Below are 17,014 nucleotides of genomic sequence, written 5' to 3' on the forward strand. Positions count from 1 at the left end.
CAGGACGTTGTGCGACACTCTCTGACTGCGAAGAAAAATATGTTCAAGATTCTCGTGATTGACCGCTGTTACTTCACCCGCACAGGGATGGAATCCTGGCTCAATCAACCCGATTTGTTCCCCGCTTCCTTCCTGGTAACCGCGTTGCATAACTTGATGCTCGCCAAAGAACATATTGTGCAGTGGCAACCGGACCTGGTGATTGCCGACCTTCACGGATTCAAGAATGAAATACATCATATTCAACAGCTTGCGTCGTTTTTCTCTGTTTGTAGCGACCCCACGCAGGTGATGTTGTTAGAGTCTGGCGAAGATGCGCAACTGTCAGAATTTTGCGCGCAGTTTGCTATTCAGGCGACGCTGTTGAAAACAGAACCGCTGGAAAAACTGGCGAAAATTATCGACGCAATGGTGCTGGCGCGCCCGATCCGTGCGATACCGAAAATCGCCACTCCGCTGCTGACAAAGCAGGAAGAGAAAGTGCTGACGCTATGGATGGAAGGGAATAATAACCAGGCGATTGCCAGTAATCTCAGCATTAACGGTAAGACCGTTTACACCTACAAGCGCAATATCAGAATGAAGCTGGGGATGGGAAACCGTTTTACGCCGTTCTTATCACTGCCGGAAAACTCAAACTAACGGTACGGCAAGCGCCGTACCGACAGTGATTACTGTTGCGCTTTTGACGCCGCGCCAGAAATCGCGTTACCGCCATCGGAGATATCCTCTCCCACACCACGCGTGGTGTTACAGGCCGTCAGGACTGAGGAAAGAACCAGAACAGAAAAGATCGCAGCAATTGTCTTCTTAACCATAATATCTTCCTTTTGTAGCCAATATTGTTTGTGTATAGCCACTTAAGCATAGACAAAATCCGGGAAGGTTAGCGGAACGGAAGCATTTTTAGGAAGAGAGGAAGTTTTAGTTCGCTGCGCGGGAAATGACATGGCCCAGACTTTGGATGTCTTCGCCAACGCCACGGGCGGTATTGCAACCGGAAAGCAGTGCGCAACTGATAAGAAGTAGAGAGAAGAATTTCGTCAGACGTTTCATATCATCCCTGCCTGCAAAGTTCGACGGCGTAGCACGGCGCTACGCCGACGTCGTGAGGATTATTTCACGCGAGATACGTATTCGCCAGAGCGAGTATCTACTTTAATCACTTCACCAATCTGCACGAACAGCGGAACTTTAACCACTGCGCCAGTGCTCAGGGTAGCCGGTTTGCCGCCGGTACCTGCGGTGTCACCTTTCAGGCCTGGATCGGTTTCAATAACTTCCAGCTCAACGAAGTTCGGCGGGGTAACGGCGATCGGTTGGCCGTTCCACAGCGTTACGATGCACTCAGCCTGATCCAGCAGCCATTTTTCGCTGTCGCCAATCGCTTTTGCGTCAGCGGAAAGCTGTTCGAAGGTTTCGTTGTTCATGAAGTGCCAGAACTCACCGTCGTTGTACAGGTAAGTCAGGTTCATATCGACAACGTCCGCGCCTTCTGCGGAATCAGTAGATTTGAAAGTTTTTTCTACACGCGTACCGGTCAGCAGACGACGCAGTTTAACGCGTGCGAAAGCCTGGCCTTTGCCTGGTTTAACGAATTCGCTGGCTTCAACCGCATAAGGTTCGCCGTCCATCATGATTTTAAGACCGGCACGAAAATCGTTGCTATAGTAAGTCGCCATAAGGCCCTCTGAAATTGTTAACTGGTAGCTAAGCCACAAAATGGCGCATATTGTAACCCTAAAAACCCCATCCAGAGAAGATTGGTTAATACAACTTGCCGATGTAATCACCGATCCGGATGAACTGTTACGTCTTCTAAAGATAGACACTGATGAAAATTTAATCGCTGGCGGGGCGGCAAAGCGCTTGTTCCCGCTACGCGTTCCCCGCGCATTCGCAGCGCGCATGCAGCCGGGAAATCCGCATGATCCGCTTCTGCGTCAGGTACTTACTTCACAGGAAGAGTTTATTGCCGCGCCAGGTTTCAGCACCGATCCGCTGGACGAACAGAGCAGCGTGGTACCCGGTTTACTGCACAAATATCGCAATCGTGCGCTGCTGCTGGTTAAAGGCGGCTGCGCGGTAAATTGTCGTTATTGCTTCCGTCGCCACTTTCCTTATGCCGATAACCAGGGCAACAAACGCAACTGGCAAGGCGCGCTGGACTATATCGCGGTGCACCCGGAGCTGGATGAGATCATTTTTTCCGGCGGCGATCCGCTAATGGCAAAAGATCATGAGCTGGACTGGCTGCTTGCCCAACTGGAAGCAATCCCGCATATCAAACGCCTGCGCATTCACAGCCGTCTGCCGATTGTGATTCCGGCGCGGATCACCGATACGCTAAGCGCGCGTTTTGCCCGCTCATCGCTGCAAATTTTGCTGGTGAACCACATCAACCACGCCCAGGAAATCGGTGATGATTTTCGTCATGCCATGGCGCAACTGCGGCAGGCCAATGTCACGCTGCTGAACCAGAGCGTGTTGCTGCGCGGCGTGAATGATAATGCGCAAACGCTGGCGGATTTAAGTAATGCGTTATTCGATGCGGGTGTAATGCCTTATTACCTGCATGTGCTGGATAAAGTGCAGGGTGCGGCGCACTTTATGGTCAGTGATGACGAGGCGCGCACGATTATGCGCGAACTGCTGACGCTGGTATCGGGTTATATGGTGCCGAAACTGGCGCGTGAGATTGGTGGGGAACCCAGTAAAACGCCGCTGGATTTGCAGCTTCGTCAGAGTTAAAAAAAAACGGCTACGCGATGAGAGCAAACGTAGCCGCGAAACAGACGAGCCTACAGCGGCTCGTCGCTAAAACTTAAAAGGTTTCCCATCCATCATCTCCGCCACCCGCCACTGCTGGGCGCGGCTGTCTGACTGGCAACACGGAAGACCTCACGACAGCCGGTTGTTGACCGGGCAAACGGAAGACATCAACCAGCTGTTGCAGTTTGGTGGCTTGATCTTCGAGGCTACCGGCCGCCGCAGACGATTCCTGAACTAGCGCGGCGTTCTGCTGAGTGGTGGTATCCATCTCGGACATCGCCTGGGCAATCTGCGAAATGCCGCGGTTTTGTTCGTCGGACGCAGCGGCAATTTCCTGCATCAAATCTTTCACCTGCAGCACCGAGTTGACGATACCGCTCATGGTTTCGCCCGCCAGGTCAACCTGCCGTGAACCCTCTTCAACAAACGTGACCGATTCGCTGATCAACGCTTCAATCTCTTTTGCCGCCTGAGCACTACGCTGAGCTAATGAGCGCACCTCACCGGCCACCACGGCGAAACCTCGCCCTTGATCCCCGGCTCTTGCGGCTTCAACGGCCGCATTGAGCGCCAGAATGTTGGTCTGAAAAGCGATGCCGTTGATAACCGAGGTAATTTCCGAAATACGTTTGGAACTATCCATAATATCTTTCATGCGGCTGACCGCAGCTCCGACGACGCTCCCGCCCTGAGAAGCGGTATCAGAGGCGGTAAGGGCTAGCTGGCTGGCCTGATGCGCGTTCTCTGCGTTCTGTTTTACCGTGGAGCTTAGCTCTTCCATACTGGCGGCGGTTTCAACCACAGCGGCGGATTGCTGCTCAGTACGGGCAGAGAGTTCGTTGTTGCCCAGCGCTATCTCATTCGCGGCAGTGTTCACCGAACCGGAAGCGGCACGCACCATGGCCAGCGATTCGGCCACTCGCTCAACAAGATTATTAAAGGCACTTACTGCCTGGCCGATTTCGTCCAGACGTCCGGTCGGTAACGCATGGCTGAGATCCAGTTTTTCGCTAATTGTGACCATGCCGTCTTTCATGCCGTTCAGACGACGTTTGATATTCAGCACGGTGAACAATCCGAATAAACCCAGAATGAGGGTTGCGGCAATCGTCGCCGTTAAGGAGAGAATCATTGCCCGGGAAATTAAATTGTCGCTGTCCTGAACAGCCTTGGTCACTAATGATGAGTTGTACGCCACTTGCTCAGCAAAATCATTAATTAACAGCGCAATATTATCTGCGACAAACCCACCTTTCTGCATTGACTTAATAATGGCAACGCGGTCATTACTTTCTGAGACTTTAAAATACTGGTCCATTACAGAACGGAATTTTTCTAAATCACTTAATGTTTTATTAGATAAATCCTGATCATGTTGGTCAGAAACAAGATCTTTAAGGTAACCCTGGTGCATGGCGTAGAGTTCGTCATACAATTTTGTTGCATTCTGTTTTATTTCGGCCATCCCGGCGGGATCGTCCGTCAGACCATGTAAAAAGAGCTGCCCGCGAACTTTTAAGATCTGCAGTGTCTCTTTATTCATTGCATCCAGGCTGGGTAAGGTGTTTTCCTGAAAGTAATTTTGTGACTCACCAATTTTAGACAGTGAAATTATAGCGATAACATTAGTGCCGATGAGGCTTAAGATCAGTAATGAGAAAGCAAGTAACAATCTCTTTGTAATATTCATTCGTAACTCCCGACACCATCATGCATAAAATATATTGTTAGATTATACAGTCCCTCGTTTTTTGTCCTGAGGTAGGTATCGGCAAGTCGTAATATTACTTTAGTCGCCAACGCATTTCTTAGAGAAAAATTTATCCAAAGCTGTGAATATAATCACACTAGATAAATCTTAAGAAAACTTAATATTCAGGAAGATAGCAAGGTTAATTAGCAGAGGAATTATATTCACGCTTATTCATACTTAAATAATTAGAAGCAACCTGTTAAAAATAAAAGAGAGGTTATTTTAAATAGTTGCGCCCCGCCATTACTGGCGGGGCGCTATTAAATATCTCAGTTCGGGCATTTATACACTTGCGCATTCATTTCGCTGGCGGTCGGCACGAAGCTGGATAAGAAGCCTTGCGTCGGGCTTGAGACGCTGTACAACACGTTACCGCCCATGGCTGCAGCCTGGTTACGCAATGCATTCGCTGCGCCGCGCAGCGAGCCGCCTTCCTCACCATGCTGACCTGAGAGCCAGTTGCTCTGCGAACCCGTGGCGGTACCGAGGTACTGGCAGGTTGCCGCCGGTTTCTCCTCGACAAAGCGAACGTTCTGCCCGCCGGCGGTCAATTCATTATTGCTGCTACACCCTGCCAGCAACAGCGAGGCGCCAATAATCCCTGCTAAATGTTTTACGTACATGTTATTCCCCATAATCAATGAGCTGGACGCATGTCGCCCGTGTGTAAACCTTATACTAAAAAGATGACCAAAAGAAAAATGCCGCCATCTCAGGCCGCACAAATTGGGGAAAATAATGAAAAAAGATACGGTGCGAAGTATAAACATCCGACGTCATAGAAAGCGGCAGTGATTACGCTGCGAAAAGGCGTACCAACGTCTTAAAAAGATGCCGCCGCCAGTCGCGTTTAACGCCAAAACAATAAGACAGAGCCACGACCTGATAATGAGCGCACCCGCAGAACATGGTTTTCAGTTAACAAAAAAAGAGCGGGCCGAAGCCCGCTCTTTTTCGTTGAACTCGCGCCAGGTCGCCCTGAACGCGCGTCCGGCAGCGATTACATCATGCCACCCATACCGCCCATGCCGCCCATACCACCAGCAGCACCTAAGTCCGGCGCATCGCCTTTCGGCAGGTCAGTCACCATGCACTCGGTGGTGATCATCAGGCCAGCTACAGAGGCCGCGTACTGCAAAGCAGAACGAGTCACTTTAGTCGGATCCAGGATACCCATGTCGATCATGTTGCCGTACTCTTCGGTAGCAGCGTTGTAACCGTAGTTACCGTCGCCTGCTTTCACAGAGTTAGCCACAACAGACGGCTCTTCACCGCAGTTCAGCACGATCTGACGCAGCGGAGCTTCCATTGCGCGCAGCGCAACTTTGATACCCACGTTCTGGTCTTCGTTCTGGCCTTTCAGCTCGGCAAGTTTGCTTGCTACGCGGATCAGCGCAACGCCGCCGCCAGCCACAACGCCTTCTTCAACGGCAGCACGGGTCGCGTGCAGCGCATCTTCAACGCGAGCTTTTTTCTCTTTCATTTCAACTTCAGTTGCTGCGCCAACTTTGATAACGGCAACGCCGCCAGCCAGTTTCGCTACGCGCTCCTGCAGTTTTTCACGGTCGTAATCGGAAGTGGCTTCTTCGATCTGCTGACGAATCTGAGTCACACGCCCCTGAATTGCCGCTTCTTCGCCCACACCATCGATGATGGTGGTGGTGTCTTTGTTGATCACAACACGTTTAGCCTGGCCCAGATCTTCCAGGGTCGCTTTTTCCAGTTCCATACCGATTTCTTCAGAAATCACGGTACCACCGGTCAGGGTAGCGATGTCCTGCAGCATGGCTTTACGACGGTCGCCGAAGCCAGGTGCTTTAACCGCAGCCACTTTCACGATGCCGCGCATGGTGTTCACTACCAGCGTTGCCAGCGCTTCGCCTTCAACGTCTTCAGCGATGATCAGCAGCGGTTTGCCTGCTTTCGCAACGGCTTCCAGAACCGGCAGCATTTCGCGGATGTTGGAAACTTTTTTATCAGCCAGCAGGATGAACGGGCTTTCCAGTTCTACTGCGCCAGTTTCCGGCTTGTTGATGAAATAAGGAGAGAGGTAGCCGCGGTCAAACTGCATACCTTCAACCACGTCCAGTTCGTCCTGCAGACCGGTACCGTCTTCAACGGTGATCACGCCTTCTTTACCGACTTTATCCATCGCTTCAGCGATCAGTTTACCTACGGTTTCGTCGGAGTTAGCGGAGATAGTACCAACCTGTGCAATCGCTTTAGAGTCAGAGCACGGTACAGACAGGGCTTTCAGCTCTTCGACCGCAGCAGAGACAGCTTTGTCGATACCACGTTTCAGATCCATCGGGTTCATGCCCGCAGCAACAGCTTTCAGGCCTTCAGTGATGATGGACTGCGCCAGTACGGTTGCAGTGGTGGTACCGTCGCCCGCAGCGTCGTTCGCTTTGGAAGCCACTTCTTTCACCATCTGCGCGCCCATGTTTTCGAACTTATCTTCCAGTTCGATTTCACGTGCTACGGAAACACCATCTTTGGTGATGGTCGGTGCACCGAAAGATTTATCCAGAACCACATTACGGCCTTTCGGACCGAGGGTAACTTTCACTGCATCTGCCAGAACATTCACGCCGCGCAGCATTTTTACACGAGCGTCATTACCGAATTTTACGTCTTTAGCTGCCATTTTCTTTATTCCTTAAATTCGTTCAGGTTCGTTCGCGCGCGCTGTTACGCTTCCACAATTGCCAGAATGTCGCTTTCGGACATGATCAACACTTCTTCGTTGTCGATCTTCTCAGCTTTCACACCGTAACCATCGTTGAAAATCACGATATCACCCACTTTCACGTCCAGCGGTTGCACAGTACCGTTTTCCAGGATGCGGCCCTTACCGACAGCGATGATTTCGCCACGAGTTGATTTGCCTGCCGCAGAACCGGTCAGAACGATACCGCCAGCAGATTTAGACTCAACTTCTTTACGTTTGACGATCACACGATCATGTAACGGACGAATACTCATTGATAGCTCTCCTTTGAGAAAGTCTTTATCAGTTATGGATGACGCCGGGCCACAAACGGTTATCCGGCTGGTGACCTGAGAGATGGGGTTGGCTTTTTCCCCCTTCAAGGGGGAACAGCAAAAAAATTTGCGAAAATTTATCCGTAGATAAACCACCATTGCTGGCAGGGGCTACGGCAGCCATCAGCAAAACTGATTGTGATAACATCGACGCTCCTGACGATAAGCAGACAAAAGACAATGAGCGGATTAAAACAAGAGCTGGGGTTGGCTCAGGGCATTGGGTTACTTTCCACCTCTTTACTGGGCACCGGCGTGTTCGCCGTTCCGGCGCTGGCCGCACTGGCGGCGGGTAACAGCAGCCTGTGGGCATGGCCCTTACTGATCGTGCTCGTCTTCCCGGTCGCCATTGTTTTTGCCGCGCTGGGCCGCCACTTTCCCAGCGCGGGCGGCGTAGCGTATTTCGTCGGTATGGCCTTCGGCCCGCGTCTTGAACGCGTAACGGGCTGGTTGTTTCTCTCTGTTATCCCGGTTGGATTGCCCGCCGCGCTGCACATTGCTGCGGGTTTCTGGCAAGGCATGTTTGGCTGGCAGGGGCCGCAATTGTTGATGACTGAGTTGGGTACGCTGGCACTGATTTGGCTGTTGGGTACACGAGGCGCGGGTTCCAGCGCGAACCTGCAATCGATTATCGCCGGGCTGATTGTGGCGTTAATTGTGGCGATCTGGTGGCGCGGCGGCATACGTTTCAGCGATATCCCTTTTCCACCAATCTCAGAAGTGCACGTTTCGGCGATGTCGGCTTCGCTGGCGGTGATGTTCTGGTGTTTCGTCGGGCTTGAAGCCTTCGCCCATCTGGCCTCTGAATTCAAAAACCCCGAGCGGGATTTCCCGCGCGCACTGATGATTGGCCTGCTGCTGGCGGGCTCGGTTTACTGGGCCTGTACCGTTGTGGTGCTGCACTTCGATGTCTGGCGAACTCAGGGCGCAGCGGCGTCGCTGCCGGTGATTGTCGTTGAGTTGTTTGGTAAACACGCGCTGTGGATTGCCTGCATTATTGGTTATCTGGCCTGTTTCGCCAGCCTGAATATCTATATCCAGAGTTTTGCCCGGCTGGTATGGTCGCAGGCGGCATACAAGCCGGATAGCGCGCTGGCGAAGCTCTCCAGACGCCAGTTGCCCTTAAATGCGCTGAACGCGGTAATTATCTGCTGCATGTTCTGCACCCTCGCGATTTACGCCTTCAGCGTGAATCTTGATACGTTGATCATTTACGCGAACGGCATTTTCATCATGATTTATCTGCTGTGCATGCTGGCGGGCTGTCGTTTGTTGAAAGGGCGGTTCAAGGCGCTGGCGGTACTCGGCAGCGCGCTATGTTTGCTGCTGTTGGTGATCCCCGGCTGGAAGAGTCTTTACGCGGTTTTCATGCTGTTGGCATTGTGGTTGCTGCTGCCAAAGCGCCGCACAACCTCCATTCATTCCACTCAGCCATAAAAAGAAGCCCGGCATTGCCGGGCGTCAGAAATTAGCGATCGTCTTTGTTATCCAGACGATCGCGCGGATTGTCTTTGCGCTGATATTCGCCCTCAAATGTCTGCCCGTCAGCGCTGCCCGCGCCAAACCCGCCGCCCGGCATCCGCGAAAAACGTAAATGCGGCATCAGTTTCAGCGTCAGGTGTTTTTGCACCGGCGGCAACAGCAGCAGCAGGCCAAGGAAGTCGGTAAAGAATCCCGGCAGTACCAGCAACAAGCCAGCGATAATCAGCGAAACGCTTTTGATCATCTCCCCCGCCGGGCTTTCGCCCGCCGCCATCTTCTGCTGCATCAGCAAAAAGTTCTTAAATCCCTGGTTGCGCACCAGCGACATGCCAATCACCGAAGTGAAGATCACCAGAATCAGTGTCATCAGCACGCCAAAAACATGCGCGACCTGAATAAAGATCGAGATCTCGATGTAAACGTATAAAAAGACTGCAATAAACGGTATCCAGCGCACTGGCTTCTCCTGTCAATGAACAGCCGCGTCAGAGCGTCTGTCGAAATGGGTTTGCAAATCGCATCCTGATCAGATGGTGGCAAATGCGGAAAATTCAATTTCGCGGCGGTTGTAAATTTTTGTCTGTTACGAAGCGGTGACTTATTTCACATATTATTAATTATGATGCATTGACGGGGATAATAAGTGATCCCGATTACGGCATTTCCTTTCCTTCAGCATATAATTTCAGTCATCCGGCCGATTAAGGGGATAATCGTCGGTCGAAAAAGACACATAACCACATTAATTTTGTGTGTTTGGTGTATTCATTCGTAGCTTGAAAAAGAAGGTTCACATGTTAAACAACATTCGTATCGAAGAAGACTTGTTAGGTACCAGGGAAGTGCCAGCGGATGCCTACTACGGCGTGCATACTCTGAGAGCGATTGAAAACTTTTATATCAGCAACAGCAAAATCAGCGACATTCCTGAGTTTGTCCGTGGCATGGTGATGGTGAAAAAGGCGGCAGCGCTGGCGAACAAAGAGCTGCAAACCATCCCGAAAAGTATCGCCAACGCTATCGTTGCCGCATGTGATGAGGTCCTCAACAATGGCAAATGCATGGACCAGTTCCCGGTAGACGTCTATCAGGGCGGTGCGGGCACTTCCGTGAACATGAACACCAACGAAGTGCTGGCGAACATCGGTCTTGAGCTGATGGGCCATCAGAAAGGTGAATATCAGTTCCTCAACCCGAACGATCATGTTAACAAATGCCAGTCCACCAACGACGCCTACCCGACCGGGTTCCGCATCGCGGTGTACGCCTCCATCGTCAAACTGGTTGATGCCATCAAACAGCTCGGCGAAGGCTTCGAAAACAAAGCCGTGGAGTTCAAGGATATCCTGAAAATGGGCCGCACCCAGTTGCAGGACGCGGTGCCAATGACCCTCGGTCAGGAGTTCCACGCTTTCAACGTGCTGCTGAATGAAGAAACCAAAAACCTGCTGCGTACCGCCGAACTGCTGCTGGAAGTGAACCTTGGTGCAACGGCAATCGGTACGCGCCTCAACACCCCGGACGGCTATCAGCAACTGGCCGTGCAAAAACTGGCGGAAGTGAGCAATCTGCCGGTGGTTCCGGCGGAAGACCTGATTGAAGCGACCTCCGACTGCGGCGCCTACGTGATGGTGCACAGCTCGCTGAAACGCCTGGCGGTAAAACTTTCTAAAATCTGTAACGACTTGCGCCTGCTCTCCTCCGGGCCGCGCGCCGGGCTGAATGAGATCAACCTGCCGGAGTTGCAGGCGGGCTCATCCATCATGCCAGCAAAAGTGAACCCGGTGGTGCCGGAAGTGGTGAACCAGGTGTGCTTTAAAGTGATCGGCAACGACACCACCGTCACCATGGCGTCCGAAGCGGGCCAGTTGCAGTTGAACGTGATGGAACCAGTGATTGGCCAGGCCATGTTTGAGTCGGTGCATATTCTGACCAACGCCTGCTACAACCTGCTGGAAAAATGCATCAACGGCATTACCGCCAACAAAGCAGTGTGCGAAGGCTATGTCTATAACTCCATCGGCATCGTCACTTACCTCAACCCGTTCATCGGCCACCACAACGGCGACATCGTTGGCAAGATTTGCGCCGAAACCGGTAAGAGCGTGCGTGAAGTGGTGCTGGAGCGCGGCCTGCTGACGGAAGCGGAGCTGGACGACATCTTCTCGGCGCAAAACCTGATGCACCCGGCTTATAAAGCGAAGCGTTATACCGATGAAAGCGAACAGTAATTCCGACGGTTAGAAAGACAAAAGGCACGTCCTGAGCGACGTGCCTTTTTCTTTTGGATGGTTACTAAACTATAACAATTCGATATCACTTAGTTAAACAAGGAAGCCAACTATGTTTGCTGCAGAGCTTGTCCTCGTCCTGATTGCTATCTACCTTGGCGCCAGATTAGGCAGCATCGGCATTGGTTTTGCCGGTGGCCTTGGTGTACTGGTTCTCACCCTGTTCTTTCAAATCAAACCCGGGGCAATTCCCTTTGATGTCATAGAAATTATTATGGCGGTCATCGCCGCTATCGCCGCCATGCAGGTAGCGGGCGGGATGGATTATCTGGTGAGCCTGGCGGAAAAAATGCTGCGCCGCCATCCGAAGTACATCACCTTTCTCGCGCCGCTGGTCACCTGGTTTATGACCATTCTCGCCGGTACCGGGCACACCGCGTTTTCCACGCTGCCGGTAATTACCGAAGTGGCGAAAGAGCAAGGTATTCGCCCGTCGCGTCCGCTGTCGATTGCTGTCGTCGCCTCGCAAATTGCGATTACCGCGTCGCCCATCTCTGCGGCAGTAGTCTTTTTTGCTGGCATCCTTGAACCGCTTGGCGTGAGCTATCTGACGCTGTTGGCAATTTGTATTCCGGTGACGCTGATTGCGGTCATGTTGACGGCGGTGGTCTGTAACTTCCTCGGTTGCGAGCTGAAAGATGATCCGGTCTATCAGGAACGTCTGGCGAAAGGCGAAGTGAAGCTGCGCGGCAGCCAGGTTTTTACCATGAAGCCGCATGCCAAACGCTCGGTATTGCTGTTCCTGATTGGTATTGTCGCCGTGATGCTCTACGCCACCGCCATCAGCCCGACCGTTGGCTTAATCACCAACCCGGTGCTGCCGCGTAACGAAGCGATCGTGGTGTTTATGCTGACCATCGCCACGCTGATTTGCCTGACCTGCAAAATCGACACCGGCGAAATCCTGAATGCCAGCACTTTTAAATCCGGTATGAGCGCCTGTATTTGTGTGCTCGGCGTGGCGTGGCTCGGCGATACCTTCGTGAAACACCATATTGAAGATATCCAGACGGTGGCGGGCGATCTGCTCCATAGCTACCCGTGGCTGCTGGCGGTGGTGCTGTTCTTCGCCGCAACGCTGCTCTATTCGCAAGCCGCGACCACCAAAGCGCTGATGCCTGCTGCGCTGCTGCTCGGCGTCACCCCGCTGACGGCAATTGCGTCGTTTGCCGCCGTTTCCGCGCTGTTTGTGCTGCCAACGTACCCAACTCTGCTGGCGGCGGTCGAAATGGATGACACCGGCTCAACGCGCATCGGCAAGTTTGTTTTTAACCACGCGTTCCTCGTTCCCGGCGTGATCGCCATTGCCCTGTGCGTCATGCTGGGCTTTATCTTCGGCGGTATCTTGTTGTAAAGGTCTTAAAATCGGGTCGCCCGGCGGCCCGATCCTCTCACTTCGCGTGGTATAGTCGTGGCTTTCGCGCTTACGAGGTTGACGATGAACACGCCTGACGCCGTTGTTGTACTCTGCACCGCCCCGGATGAAGCCACCGCCCAGGATCTGGCGGCCAAAGTGCTGGCAGATAAGCTCGCTGCCTGTGTCACCATTTTGCCGGGCGCGACCTCGCTCTATTACTGGGAAGGCAAACTCGAACAAGAGTATGAAGTGCAACTGCTGCTCAAAACCGATGTCGCACATCTGGAAGACCTCTTCGCCAGCATCAAAGCGCACCATCCATACCAAACCCCGGAATTACTGGCTTTACCCGTCACCCACGGAGATTACGATTACCTCTCATGGCTCAACGCATCTTTACGCTGATCCTGCTGCTGTGCAGCACCACCGCTTCTGCGGGCTTATTCGACGCGCCCGGTCGCTCCAGTTTTGTGCCCGCCGATCAGGCGTTTATCTTTGATTTTCAGCAGCATCAGCATGACTTAACGCTCAACTGGCAGGTTAAAGAGGGTTACTACCTTTATCGCCAGCAAATTCACGTCACCCCGGCGCAAGCAACTATTGGCGCGTTAACGCTGCCAAAAGGGGAGATGCATGAAGATGAGTTCTACGGCAAAACGGAAATCTACCGCCAGCGCCTGAACCTGCCGCTCGATATCAACGCGGCGGCAAAAGGCGCAACGCTGACCGTCACTTACCAGGGTTGCGCCGATGCCGGCTTCTGTTACCCGCCTGAAACCAAAGTGGTGCCGCTGATGGAAGTCGCGGCGGCAACGACACAGGCGCCGGTGAATACACCGCCAGCCGCAACGCAGGACACCACGGAAAATCAGCTTCCCTTCTCTGCACTGTGGGCGCTGTTGATCGGTATTGGTATCGCCTTTACGCCCTGTGTGCTGCCAATGTACCCGCTGATTTCCGGCATTGTACTTGGCGGGAGACAGCGCCTTGCCACGCCGCGCGCGCTGCTGCTGGCGTTTATCTACGTGCAAGGAATGGCGCTCACCTATACGGCGCTGGGGCTGGTAGTCGCAGCGGCAGGATTATCATTCCAGGCGGCGCTGCAACACCCGTATGTGCTGATTGGCTTGTCGGTGCTGTTCACGCTGCTGGCGCTGTCGATGTTCGGCCTGTTTACCTTACAGCTTCCTTCTGCACTGCAAACCCGCTTAACCCTGTGGAGCAACCGCCAGCAGGGTGGCTCCGTGGGCGGGGTGTTTGCCATGGGCGCGATAGCCGGGCTGATTTGCTCGCCCTGCACCACCGCGCCGTTAAGCGCCATCCTGCTCTATATTGCGCAAAGCGGTAACCTGTGGCTCGGCGGCGGTACGCTCTATCTTTACGCGCTGGGCATGGGCCTGCCGCTGATCCTCGTGACGGTGTTCGGTAACCGGCTGCTGCCCAAAAGCGGGCCGTGGATGGAGCAGGTCAAAACCGCTTTTGGCTTTGTGATCCTCGCCCTGCCGGTTTTTCTGCTGGAGCGCGTGCTCGGTGAAACCTGGGGGCTGCGGCTGTGGTCGCTGCTCGGCGTGGCGTTTTTCGGCTGGGCATTTATCACCAGTCTGGGTGCGAAGCGTGCGTTTGTCCGCGTGCTGCAAATCGCCCTGCTCAGCGCGGCGCTGATCTGTGCGCGTCCGTTACAGGATTGGGCGTTTGGCACCCCCGCCGCGCAGACACACTCGCCGCTGGCCTTCACGTCCATTTCCACCGTCGACGATCTGAACCAGGCGCTGGCGCAGGCCAACGGCCGCCCGGTGATGCTGGATCTCTATGCCGACTGGTGCGTGGCGTGCAAAGAGTTTGAGAAGTACACCTTTAGCGACGCCCGCGTACAGGCGGCGCTGAAAGATACCGTGTTATTGCAGGCCAACGTAACGGCCAACAACGCGCAGGACGCTGCACTGCTGCGCCAGCTCAATGTGCTGGGTCTGCCGACGATCCTGTTTTTCGACGCGCAAGGCCGTGAGCAACCGGCAGCCCGGGTGACCGGGTTTATGGACGCCGCCGCGTTCGCCGCGCATTTGCGCAATCGCGCCCCGTAAACAACACTGTGTGGGGGAACTCGCTTCAGATAACGGAGGATATCACCGTGCAACGCGAAGACGTTTTGAGTCAAACTTTGCAATTACTTGAATTAAGAGGGATTGCGGACACCACTCTTGAAATGGTTGCCGAGCGCATCGACTATCCCATCGATGAGTTCCGCCGTTTCTGGCCAGACAAAGAGGCGCTGCTGTATGACGCGCTGCGTTACCTCAGCCAGCAGGTAGATGTCTGGCGCAGGCAACTGCTGCTGGACGAAACGCTCAGCAATGAGCAAAAACTGCTGGCGCGCTACGGGGCGCTCACCGAATGTGTGAGCAATAACCGCTATCCGGGTTGCTTGTTTATTGCCGCCTGCACCTTCTTCCCTGATCCGGCGCACCCGATCCACCAGCTTGCGGATCAGCAAAAGCGCGACGCACATGATTTCACCCATCAGTTGCTGACGCAGTTAGAAGTGGACGATCCGGCGATGGTGGCGAAGCAGATGGAGCTGGTGCTGGAGGGCTGTCTGAGCCGGATGCTGGTTAACCGCAGCCAGGCCGATGTCGATACGGCCCAGCGGCTGGCGGAAGATATTCTGCGTTTTGCCCGCTGCCGCCAGGGCGGTGCGCTGACCTAAGCGCCCAGAAATCCCGCCCAGGCGGAAAGCAACAGGCACAGTGCCATCACACGCTGAAACCAGAGTAGCGATGTGGTGGTGCGAAACAGCCGGTTGACCGCCTTGCCGAGCAGCGTCCACGCGCTCAGGCACAGCAGAGAGATCAACAAAAACCACAGTGACAGTAACGACACCTCGCGCAAAGGATGCGCGCCGTGCGGGGCAAACAGGCTTACCACCGCCAGCGCCATCATCCAGGTTTTCGGGTTAATCAGTTGCAGCATCGCCGCCGCACGGCCGCTAAACGGTCGCTGCGCTTCGCCCTGCAAATCGGCCGCGGGCGCGGTAAATAATTGCCAGCTCAGCCAGCTTAACCACAACGCCCCTGCCCAGCTCATCACCTCACGTACCAGCGGATAGCTGCGCAGCACTTCACCCGCGCCCGCGCCGGAGATAAAGACAATCAGGCTGGCCGCCACGCAGGCGCTCACCACCGCAGGCAACGTCGCTTTGATGCCAAAGCGCTGGCTGCTGGTCAGGATCAAAATGTTGGTTGGGCCAGGAGTAATCGATGCCACAAACGCGAAGAGTAAAAACGGCAGATAGCTATAAAACAGGTTCACAGGCAGGCTCCTTATTAATGAGCCTTAGACTGTCGCGTTATTTGCTGTCGTCGTCTGGAAGATTTGTGCACAGCCTGCGGTAGTGCGCGGGCGAGAGGCGATATGCGCGCTGAAACCAGCGCCCAAGATGGCTTTGATCGGCAAATCCCAGCGCGGCAGCAACGCTTGCTGGCGTCTCCCCTTTCGCCAGCTGCGAACGTGCGGTGGCGAGCCGCAGTTGGATCAGCCAGGCGTGCGGGCTTAAATGGAACTCGCGTTTAAAACAGCGCGTCAGTGTAAAGCGATCGGTTCCCGTTTCGCGCGCCAGATCCGAAAGGCCAACGTTATCGCCAATGTGCGCATGCAGATAATCACGCGCACGGTGTGCAATGGCTGTGCTTTGCAATTGCGACGGCAGCCGTTTGCGCCACTGGCAATGGTGCGTAAGCTGGCTGAGCAGCCCATCCATGGCGCTTTGCTGGATGATGCGCATCTCTTCGCTGTGCAGTGCGTAAAAGGTCCTGGCAATCGCGCGGATCAGTTGCGGTTCCCTGGCAATAGTGTGGGAAAAATGCAGTGAATAGCTCGACGGCACCGATTCATATAGGCCGCGTAATGTGTCGCTGAGCCAGCGATCATCAAGGTAAAAGGTCAGATAGGTAAACCCGCCTTCTACCGGGGCGTCACCATCGTGGATCTCGCCCGGCTCCAGTAGAAAGGCATCGCCCGGCGTACTGCGGTGGCGCTCCCGCCGACAGTGAAACTGCTGCGTACCGGAAAGCGTAATGCCCACCAGGTAGCTATCGTGCCAGTGCGGATCGTAAGCGTGCCCTTCAAAATGTGCGCGGATGGTTTCAATTCCCGTGTCCGCGTGTTGCCGCAGTTCCAGCCAGTCTTTCGCCATATCGCCTCCAAAGTGCCACCGGAAGTTAGCATTCATATCTTTAAGGTATAAGTCTGGAAGATTTGTGCAATGGTCGATTTGTGCCGCGCAATTGCTCAGATTGCCGTAAAGTTGAGCAACTGGAT

General features: G+C 53.9%; 19 protein-coding genes. 8 read left to right on the forward strand and 11 right to left on the reverse strand.

The window, feature by feature from the left end; genetic code table 11:
• Positions 1-39: 39 nt before the first annotated feature.
• Positions 40-642, forward strand: coding sequence for a helix-turn-helix transcriptional regulator (locus RT644_RS16330; RefSeq protein WP_020456214.1), 603 nt, complete (start codon positions 40-42; stop codon positions 640-642).
• Positions 643-671: 29 nt separating this feature from the next.
• On the opposite strand, the gene ecnB is transcribed toward RT644_RS16330, so the two are convergent.
• From ecnB to efp, 3 genes are all read right to left on the reverse strand, one after another.
• Positions 672-818, reverse strand: a complete 147-nt coding sequence (gene ecnB, locus RT644_RS16335; RefSeq protein WP_020456213.1) for a lipoprotein toxin entericidin B — start codon at positions 816-818, stop codon at positions 672-674.
• A gap of 106 nt (positions 819-924) precedes the next feature.
• Positions 925-1,056 carry an entericidin A/B family lipoprotein gene (locus RT644_RS16340; RefSeq protein WP_071925253.1) on the reverse strand — a complete coding sequence of 44 codons (132 nt, stop codon included), beginning with the start codon at positions 1,054-1,056 and terminating at the stop codon, positions 925-927.
• 59 nt (positions 1,057-1,115) lie between these two features.
• Positions 1,116-1,682 carry an elongation factor P gene (efp, locus tag RT644_RS16345; RefSeq protein WP_017459193.1) on the reverse strand — a complete coding sequence of 189 codons (567 nt, stop codon included), beginning with the start codon at positions 1,680-1,682 and terminating at the stop codon, positions 1,116-1,118.
• 40 nt (positions 1,683-1,722) lie between these two features.
• Here efp and epmB point away from each other — a divergent pair, with 40 nt between their 5' ends.
• Positions 1,723-2,751: an EF-P beta-lysylation protein EpmB gene (gene epmB / locus RT644_RS16350; protein WP_020456212.1), complete on the forward strand. Its 1,029-nt coding sequence runs from the start codon at positions 1,723-1,725 to the stop codon at positions 2,749-2,751.
• 73 nt (positions 2,752-2,824) lie between these two features.
• Here epmB and RT644_RS16355 read toward each other — a convergent pair whose 3' ends face one another.
• The 5 genes from RT644_RS16355 to RT644_RS16375 all read right to left on the reverse strand — a co-directional run bounded on the left by RT644_RS16355 (position 2,825) and on the right by RT644_RS16375 (position 7,718).
• Positions 2,825-4,462 (reverse strand): methyl-accepting chemotaxis protein, encoded by a 1,638-nt coding sequence (locus RT644_RS16355; RefSeq protein WP_045514347.1) that lies wholly within the window; start codon positions 4,460-4,462, stop codon positions 2,825-2,827.
• Positions 4,463-4,794: 332 nt separating this feature from the next.
• Complete coding sequence (locus tag RT644_RS16360; RefSeq protein WP_020456210.1) at positions 4,795-5,148, reverse strand: DUF4156 domain-containing protein; 354 nt, start codon at positions 5,146-5,148, stop codon at positions 4,795-4,797.
• Between the two features lie 377 nt (positions 5,149-5,525).
• Positions 5,526-7,172 carry a chaperonin GroEL gene (gene groL / locus RT644_RS16365; protein WP_020456209.1) on the reverse strand — a complete coding sequence of 549 codons (1,647 nt, stop codon included), beginning with the start codon at positions 7,170-7,172 and terminating at the stop codon, positions 5,526-5,528.
• Between the two features lie 44 nt (positions 7,173-7,216).
• The gene (locus RT644_RS16370; RefSeq protein WP_007372708.1) at positions 7,217-7,510 is read right to left on the reverse strand and encodes a co-chaperone GroES; all 294 of its coding nucleotides are present in this window, start codon (positions 7,508-7,510) and stop codon (positions 7,217-7,219) included.
• A gap of 28 nt (positions 7,511-7,538) precedes the next feature.
• Positions 7,539-7,718 (reverse strand): hypothetical protein, encoded by a 180-nt coding sequence (locus RT644_RS16375; protein WP_097406599.1) that lies wholly within the window; start codon positions 7,716-7,718, stop codon positions 7,539-7,541.
• Positions 7,719-7,750: 32 nt separating this feature from the next.
• Between RT644_RS16375 and yjeH the strand changes: the two genes are divergently transcribed.
• Positions 7,751-9,007 (forward strand): L-methionine/branched-chain amino acid transporter, encoded by a 1,257-nt coding sequence (gene yjeH / locus RT644_RS16380; protein WP_313627297.1) that lies wholly within the window; start codon positions 7,751-7,753, stop codon positions 9,005-9,007.
• Between the two features lie 31 nt (positions 9,008-9,038).
• Here the strand turns inward: yjeH and RT644_RS16385 are convergent, their stop codons facing one another.
• The gene (locus tag RT644_RS16385; RefSeq protein WP_313627298.1) at positions 9,039-9,509 is read right to left on the reverse strand and encodes an FxsA family protein; all 471 of its coding nucleotides are present in this window, start codon (positions 9,507-9,509) and stop codon (positions 9,039-9,041) included.
• Positions 9,510-9,846: 337 nt separating this feature from the next.
• On the opposite strand from RT644_RS16385, the gene aspA reads away from it, so the two are divergent.
• The 5 genes from aspA (at position 9,847) to RT644_RS16410 (ending at position 15,404) form a co-directional block, all read left to right on the forward strand.
• The gene (aspA, locus tag RT644_RS16390) at positions 9,847-11,283 is read left to right on the forward strand and encodes an aspartate ammonia-lyase (RefSeq protein WP_020456206.1); all 1,437 of its coding nucleotides are present in this window, start codon (positions 9,847-9,849) and stop codon (positions 11,281-11,283) included.
• A 112-nt stretch (positions 11,284-11,395) separates the two neighbouring features.
• Positions 11,396-12,697 carry an anaerobic C4-dicarboxylate transporter gene (locus RT644_RS16395; protein ID WP_269232377.1) on the forward strand — a complete coding sequence of 434 codons (1,302 nt, stop codon included), beginning with the start codon at positions 11,396-11,398 and terminating at the stop codon, positions 12,695-12,697.
• An 84-nt stretch (positions 12,698-12,781) separates the two neighbouring features.
• Positions 12,782-13,105 (forward strand): divalent cation tolerance protein CutA, encoded by a 324-nt coding sequence (gene cutA / locus RT644_RS16400; RefSeq protein WP_017459202.1) that lies wholly within the window; start codon positions 12,782-12,784, stop codon positions 13,103-13,105.
• Positions 13,081-14,781 (forward strand): protein-disulfide reductase DsbD, encoded by a 1,701-nt coding sequence (locus RT644_RS16405; protein WP_313627299.1) that lies wholly within the window; start codon positions 13,081-13,083, stop codon positions 14,779-14,781. The genes cutA and RT644_RS16405 overlap by 25 nt, the downstream gene beginning before the upstream one ends.
• A gap of 47 nt (positions 14,782-14,828) precedes the next feature.
• Positions 14,829-15,404, forward strand: a complete 576-nt coding sequence (locus RT644_RS16410; protein WP_017459204.1) for a transcriptional regulator — start codon at positions 14,829-14,831, stop codon at positions 15,402-15,404.
• Here the strand turns inward: RT644_RS16410 and RT644_RS16415 are convergent.
• Together RT644_RS16415 and RT644_RS16420 are read right to left on the reverse strand one after the other, a co-directional pair.
• Positions 15,401-16,006 (reverse strand): LysE family translocator, encoded by a 606-nt coding sequence (locus RT644_RS16415; RefSeq protein WP_114413851.1) that lies wholly within the window; start codon positions 16,004-16,006, stop codon positions 15,401-15,403. The genes RT644_RS16410 and RT644_RS16415 overlap by 4 nt on opposite strands.
• Before the next feature lie 37 nt (positions 16,007-16,043).
• Positions 16,044-16,889 (reverse strand): AraC family transcriptional regulator, encoded by an 846-nt coding sequence (locus RT644_RS16420; protein ID WP_020456201.1) that lies wholly within the window; start codon positions 16,887-16,889, stop codon positions 16,044-16,046.
• Positions 16,890-17,014 lie beyond the last annotated feature (125 nt).

This window comes from Kosakonia sp. (assembly GCF_032104925.1).
Lineage (GTDB): Bacteria > Pseudomonadota > Gammaproteobacteria > Enterobacterales > Enterobacteriaceae > Kosakonia.

What these genes read in the sequence shown, in the direction of transcription:
- RT644_RS16360 (WP_020456210.1), bottom strand. Translation starts at nt 5,148, where the DNA reads ATGTACGTAAAACATTTAGCAGGGATTATTGGCGCCTCGCTGTTGCTG.
- aspA (WP_020456206.1), top strand. Translation starts at nt 9,847, where the DNA reads ATGTTAAACAACATTCGTATCGAAGAAGACTTGTTAGGTACCAGGGAA.
- RT644_RS16330 (WP_020456214.1), top strand. Translation starts at nt 40, where the DNA reads ATGTTCAAGATTCTCGTGATTGACCGCTGTTACTTCACCCGCACAGGG.
- RT644_RS16395 (WP_269232377.1), top strand. Translation starts at nt 11,396, where the DNA reads ATGTTTGCTGCAGAGCTTGTCCTCGTCCTGATTGCTATCTACCTTGGC.
- RT644_RS16420 (WP_020456201.1), bottom strand. Translation starts at nt 16,889, where the DNA reads ATGGCGAAAGACTGGCTGGAACTGCGGCAACACGCGGACACGGGAATT.
- RT644_RS16340 (WP_071925253.1), bottom strand. Translation starts at nt 1,056, where the DNA reads ATGAAACGTCTGACGAAATTCTTCTCTCTACTTCTTATCAGTTGCGCA.
- RT644_RS16375 (WP_097406599.1), bottom strand. Translation starts at nt 7,718, where the DNA reads ATGTTATCACAATCAGTTTTGCTGATGGCTGCCGTAGCCCCTGCCAGC.
- efp (WP_017459193.1), bottom strand. Translation starts at nt 1,682, where the DNA reads ATGGCGACTTACTATAGCAACGATTTTCGTGCCGGTCTTAAAATCATG.
- ecnB (WP_020456213.1), bottom strand. Translation starts at nt 818, where the DNA reads ATGGTTAAGAAGACAATTGCTGCGATCTTTTCTGTTCTGGTTCTTTCC.
- groL (WP_020456209.1), bottom strand. Translation starts at nt 7,172, where the DNA reads ATGGCAGCTAAAGACGTAAAATTCGGTAATGACGCTCGTGTAAAAATG.
- RT644_RS16355 (WP_045514347.1), bottom strand. Translation starts at nt 4,462, where the DNA reads ATGAATATTACAAAGAGATTGTTACTTGCTTTCTCATTACTGATCTTA.
- cutA (WP_017459202.1), top strand. Translation starts at nt 12,782, where the DNA reads ATGAACACGCCTGACGCCGTTGTTGTACTCTGCACCGCCCCGGATGAA.
- epmB (WP_020456212.1), top strand. Translation starts at nt 1,723, where the DNA reads ATGGCGCATATTGTAACCCTAAAAACCCCATCCAGAGAAGATTGGTTA.
- yjeH (WP_313627297.1), top strand. Translation starts at nt 7,751, where the DNA reads ATGAGCGGATTAAAACAAGAGCTGGGGTTGGCTCAGGGCATTGGGTTA.
- RT644_RS16370 (WP_007372708.1), bottom strand. Translation starts at nt 7,510, where the DNA reads ATGAGTATTCGTCCGTTACATGATCGTGTGATCGTCAAACGTAAAGAA.
- RT644_RS16405 (WP_313627299.1), top strand. Translation starts at nt 13,081, where the DNA reads ATGGCTCAACGCATCTTTACGCTGATCCTGCTGCTGTGCAGCACCACC.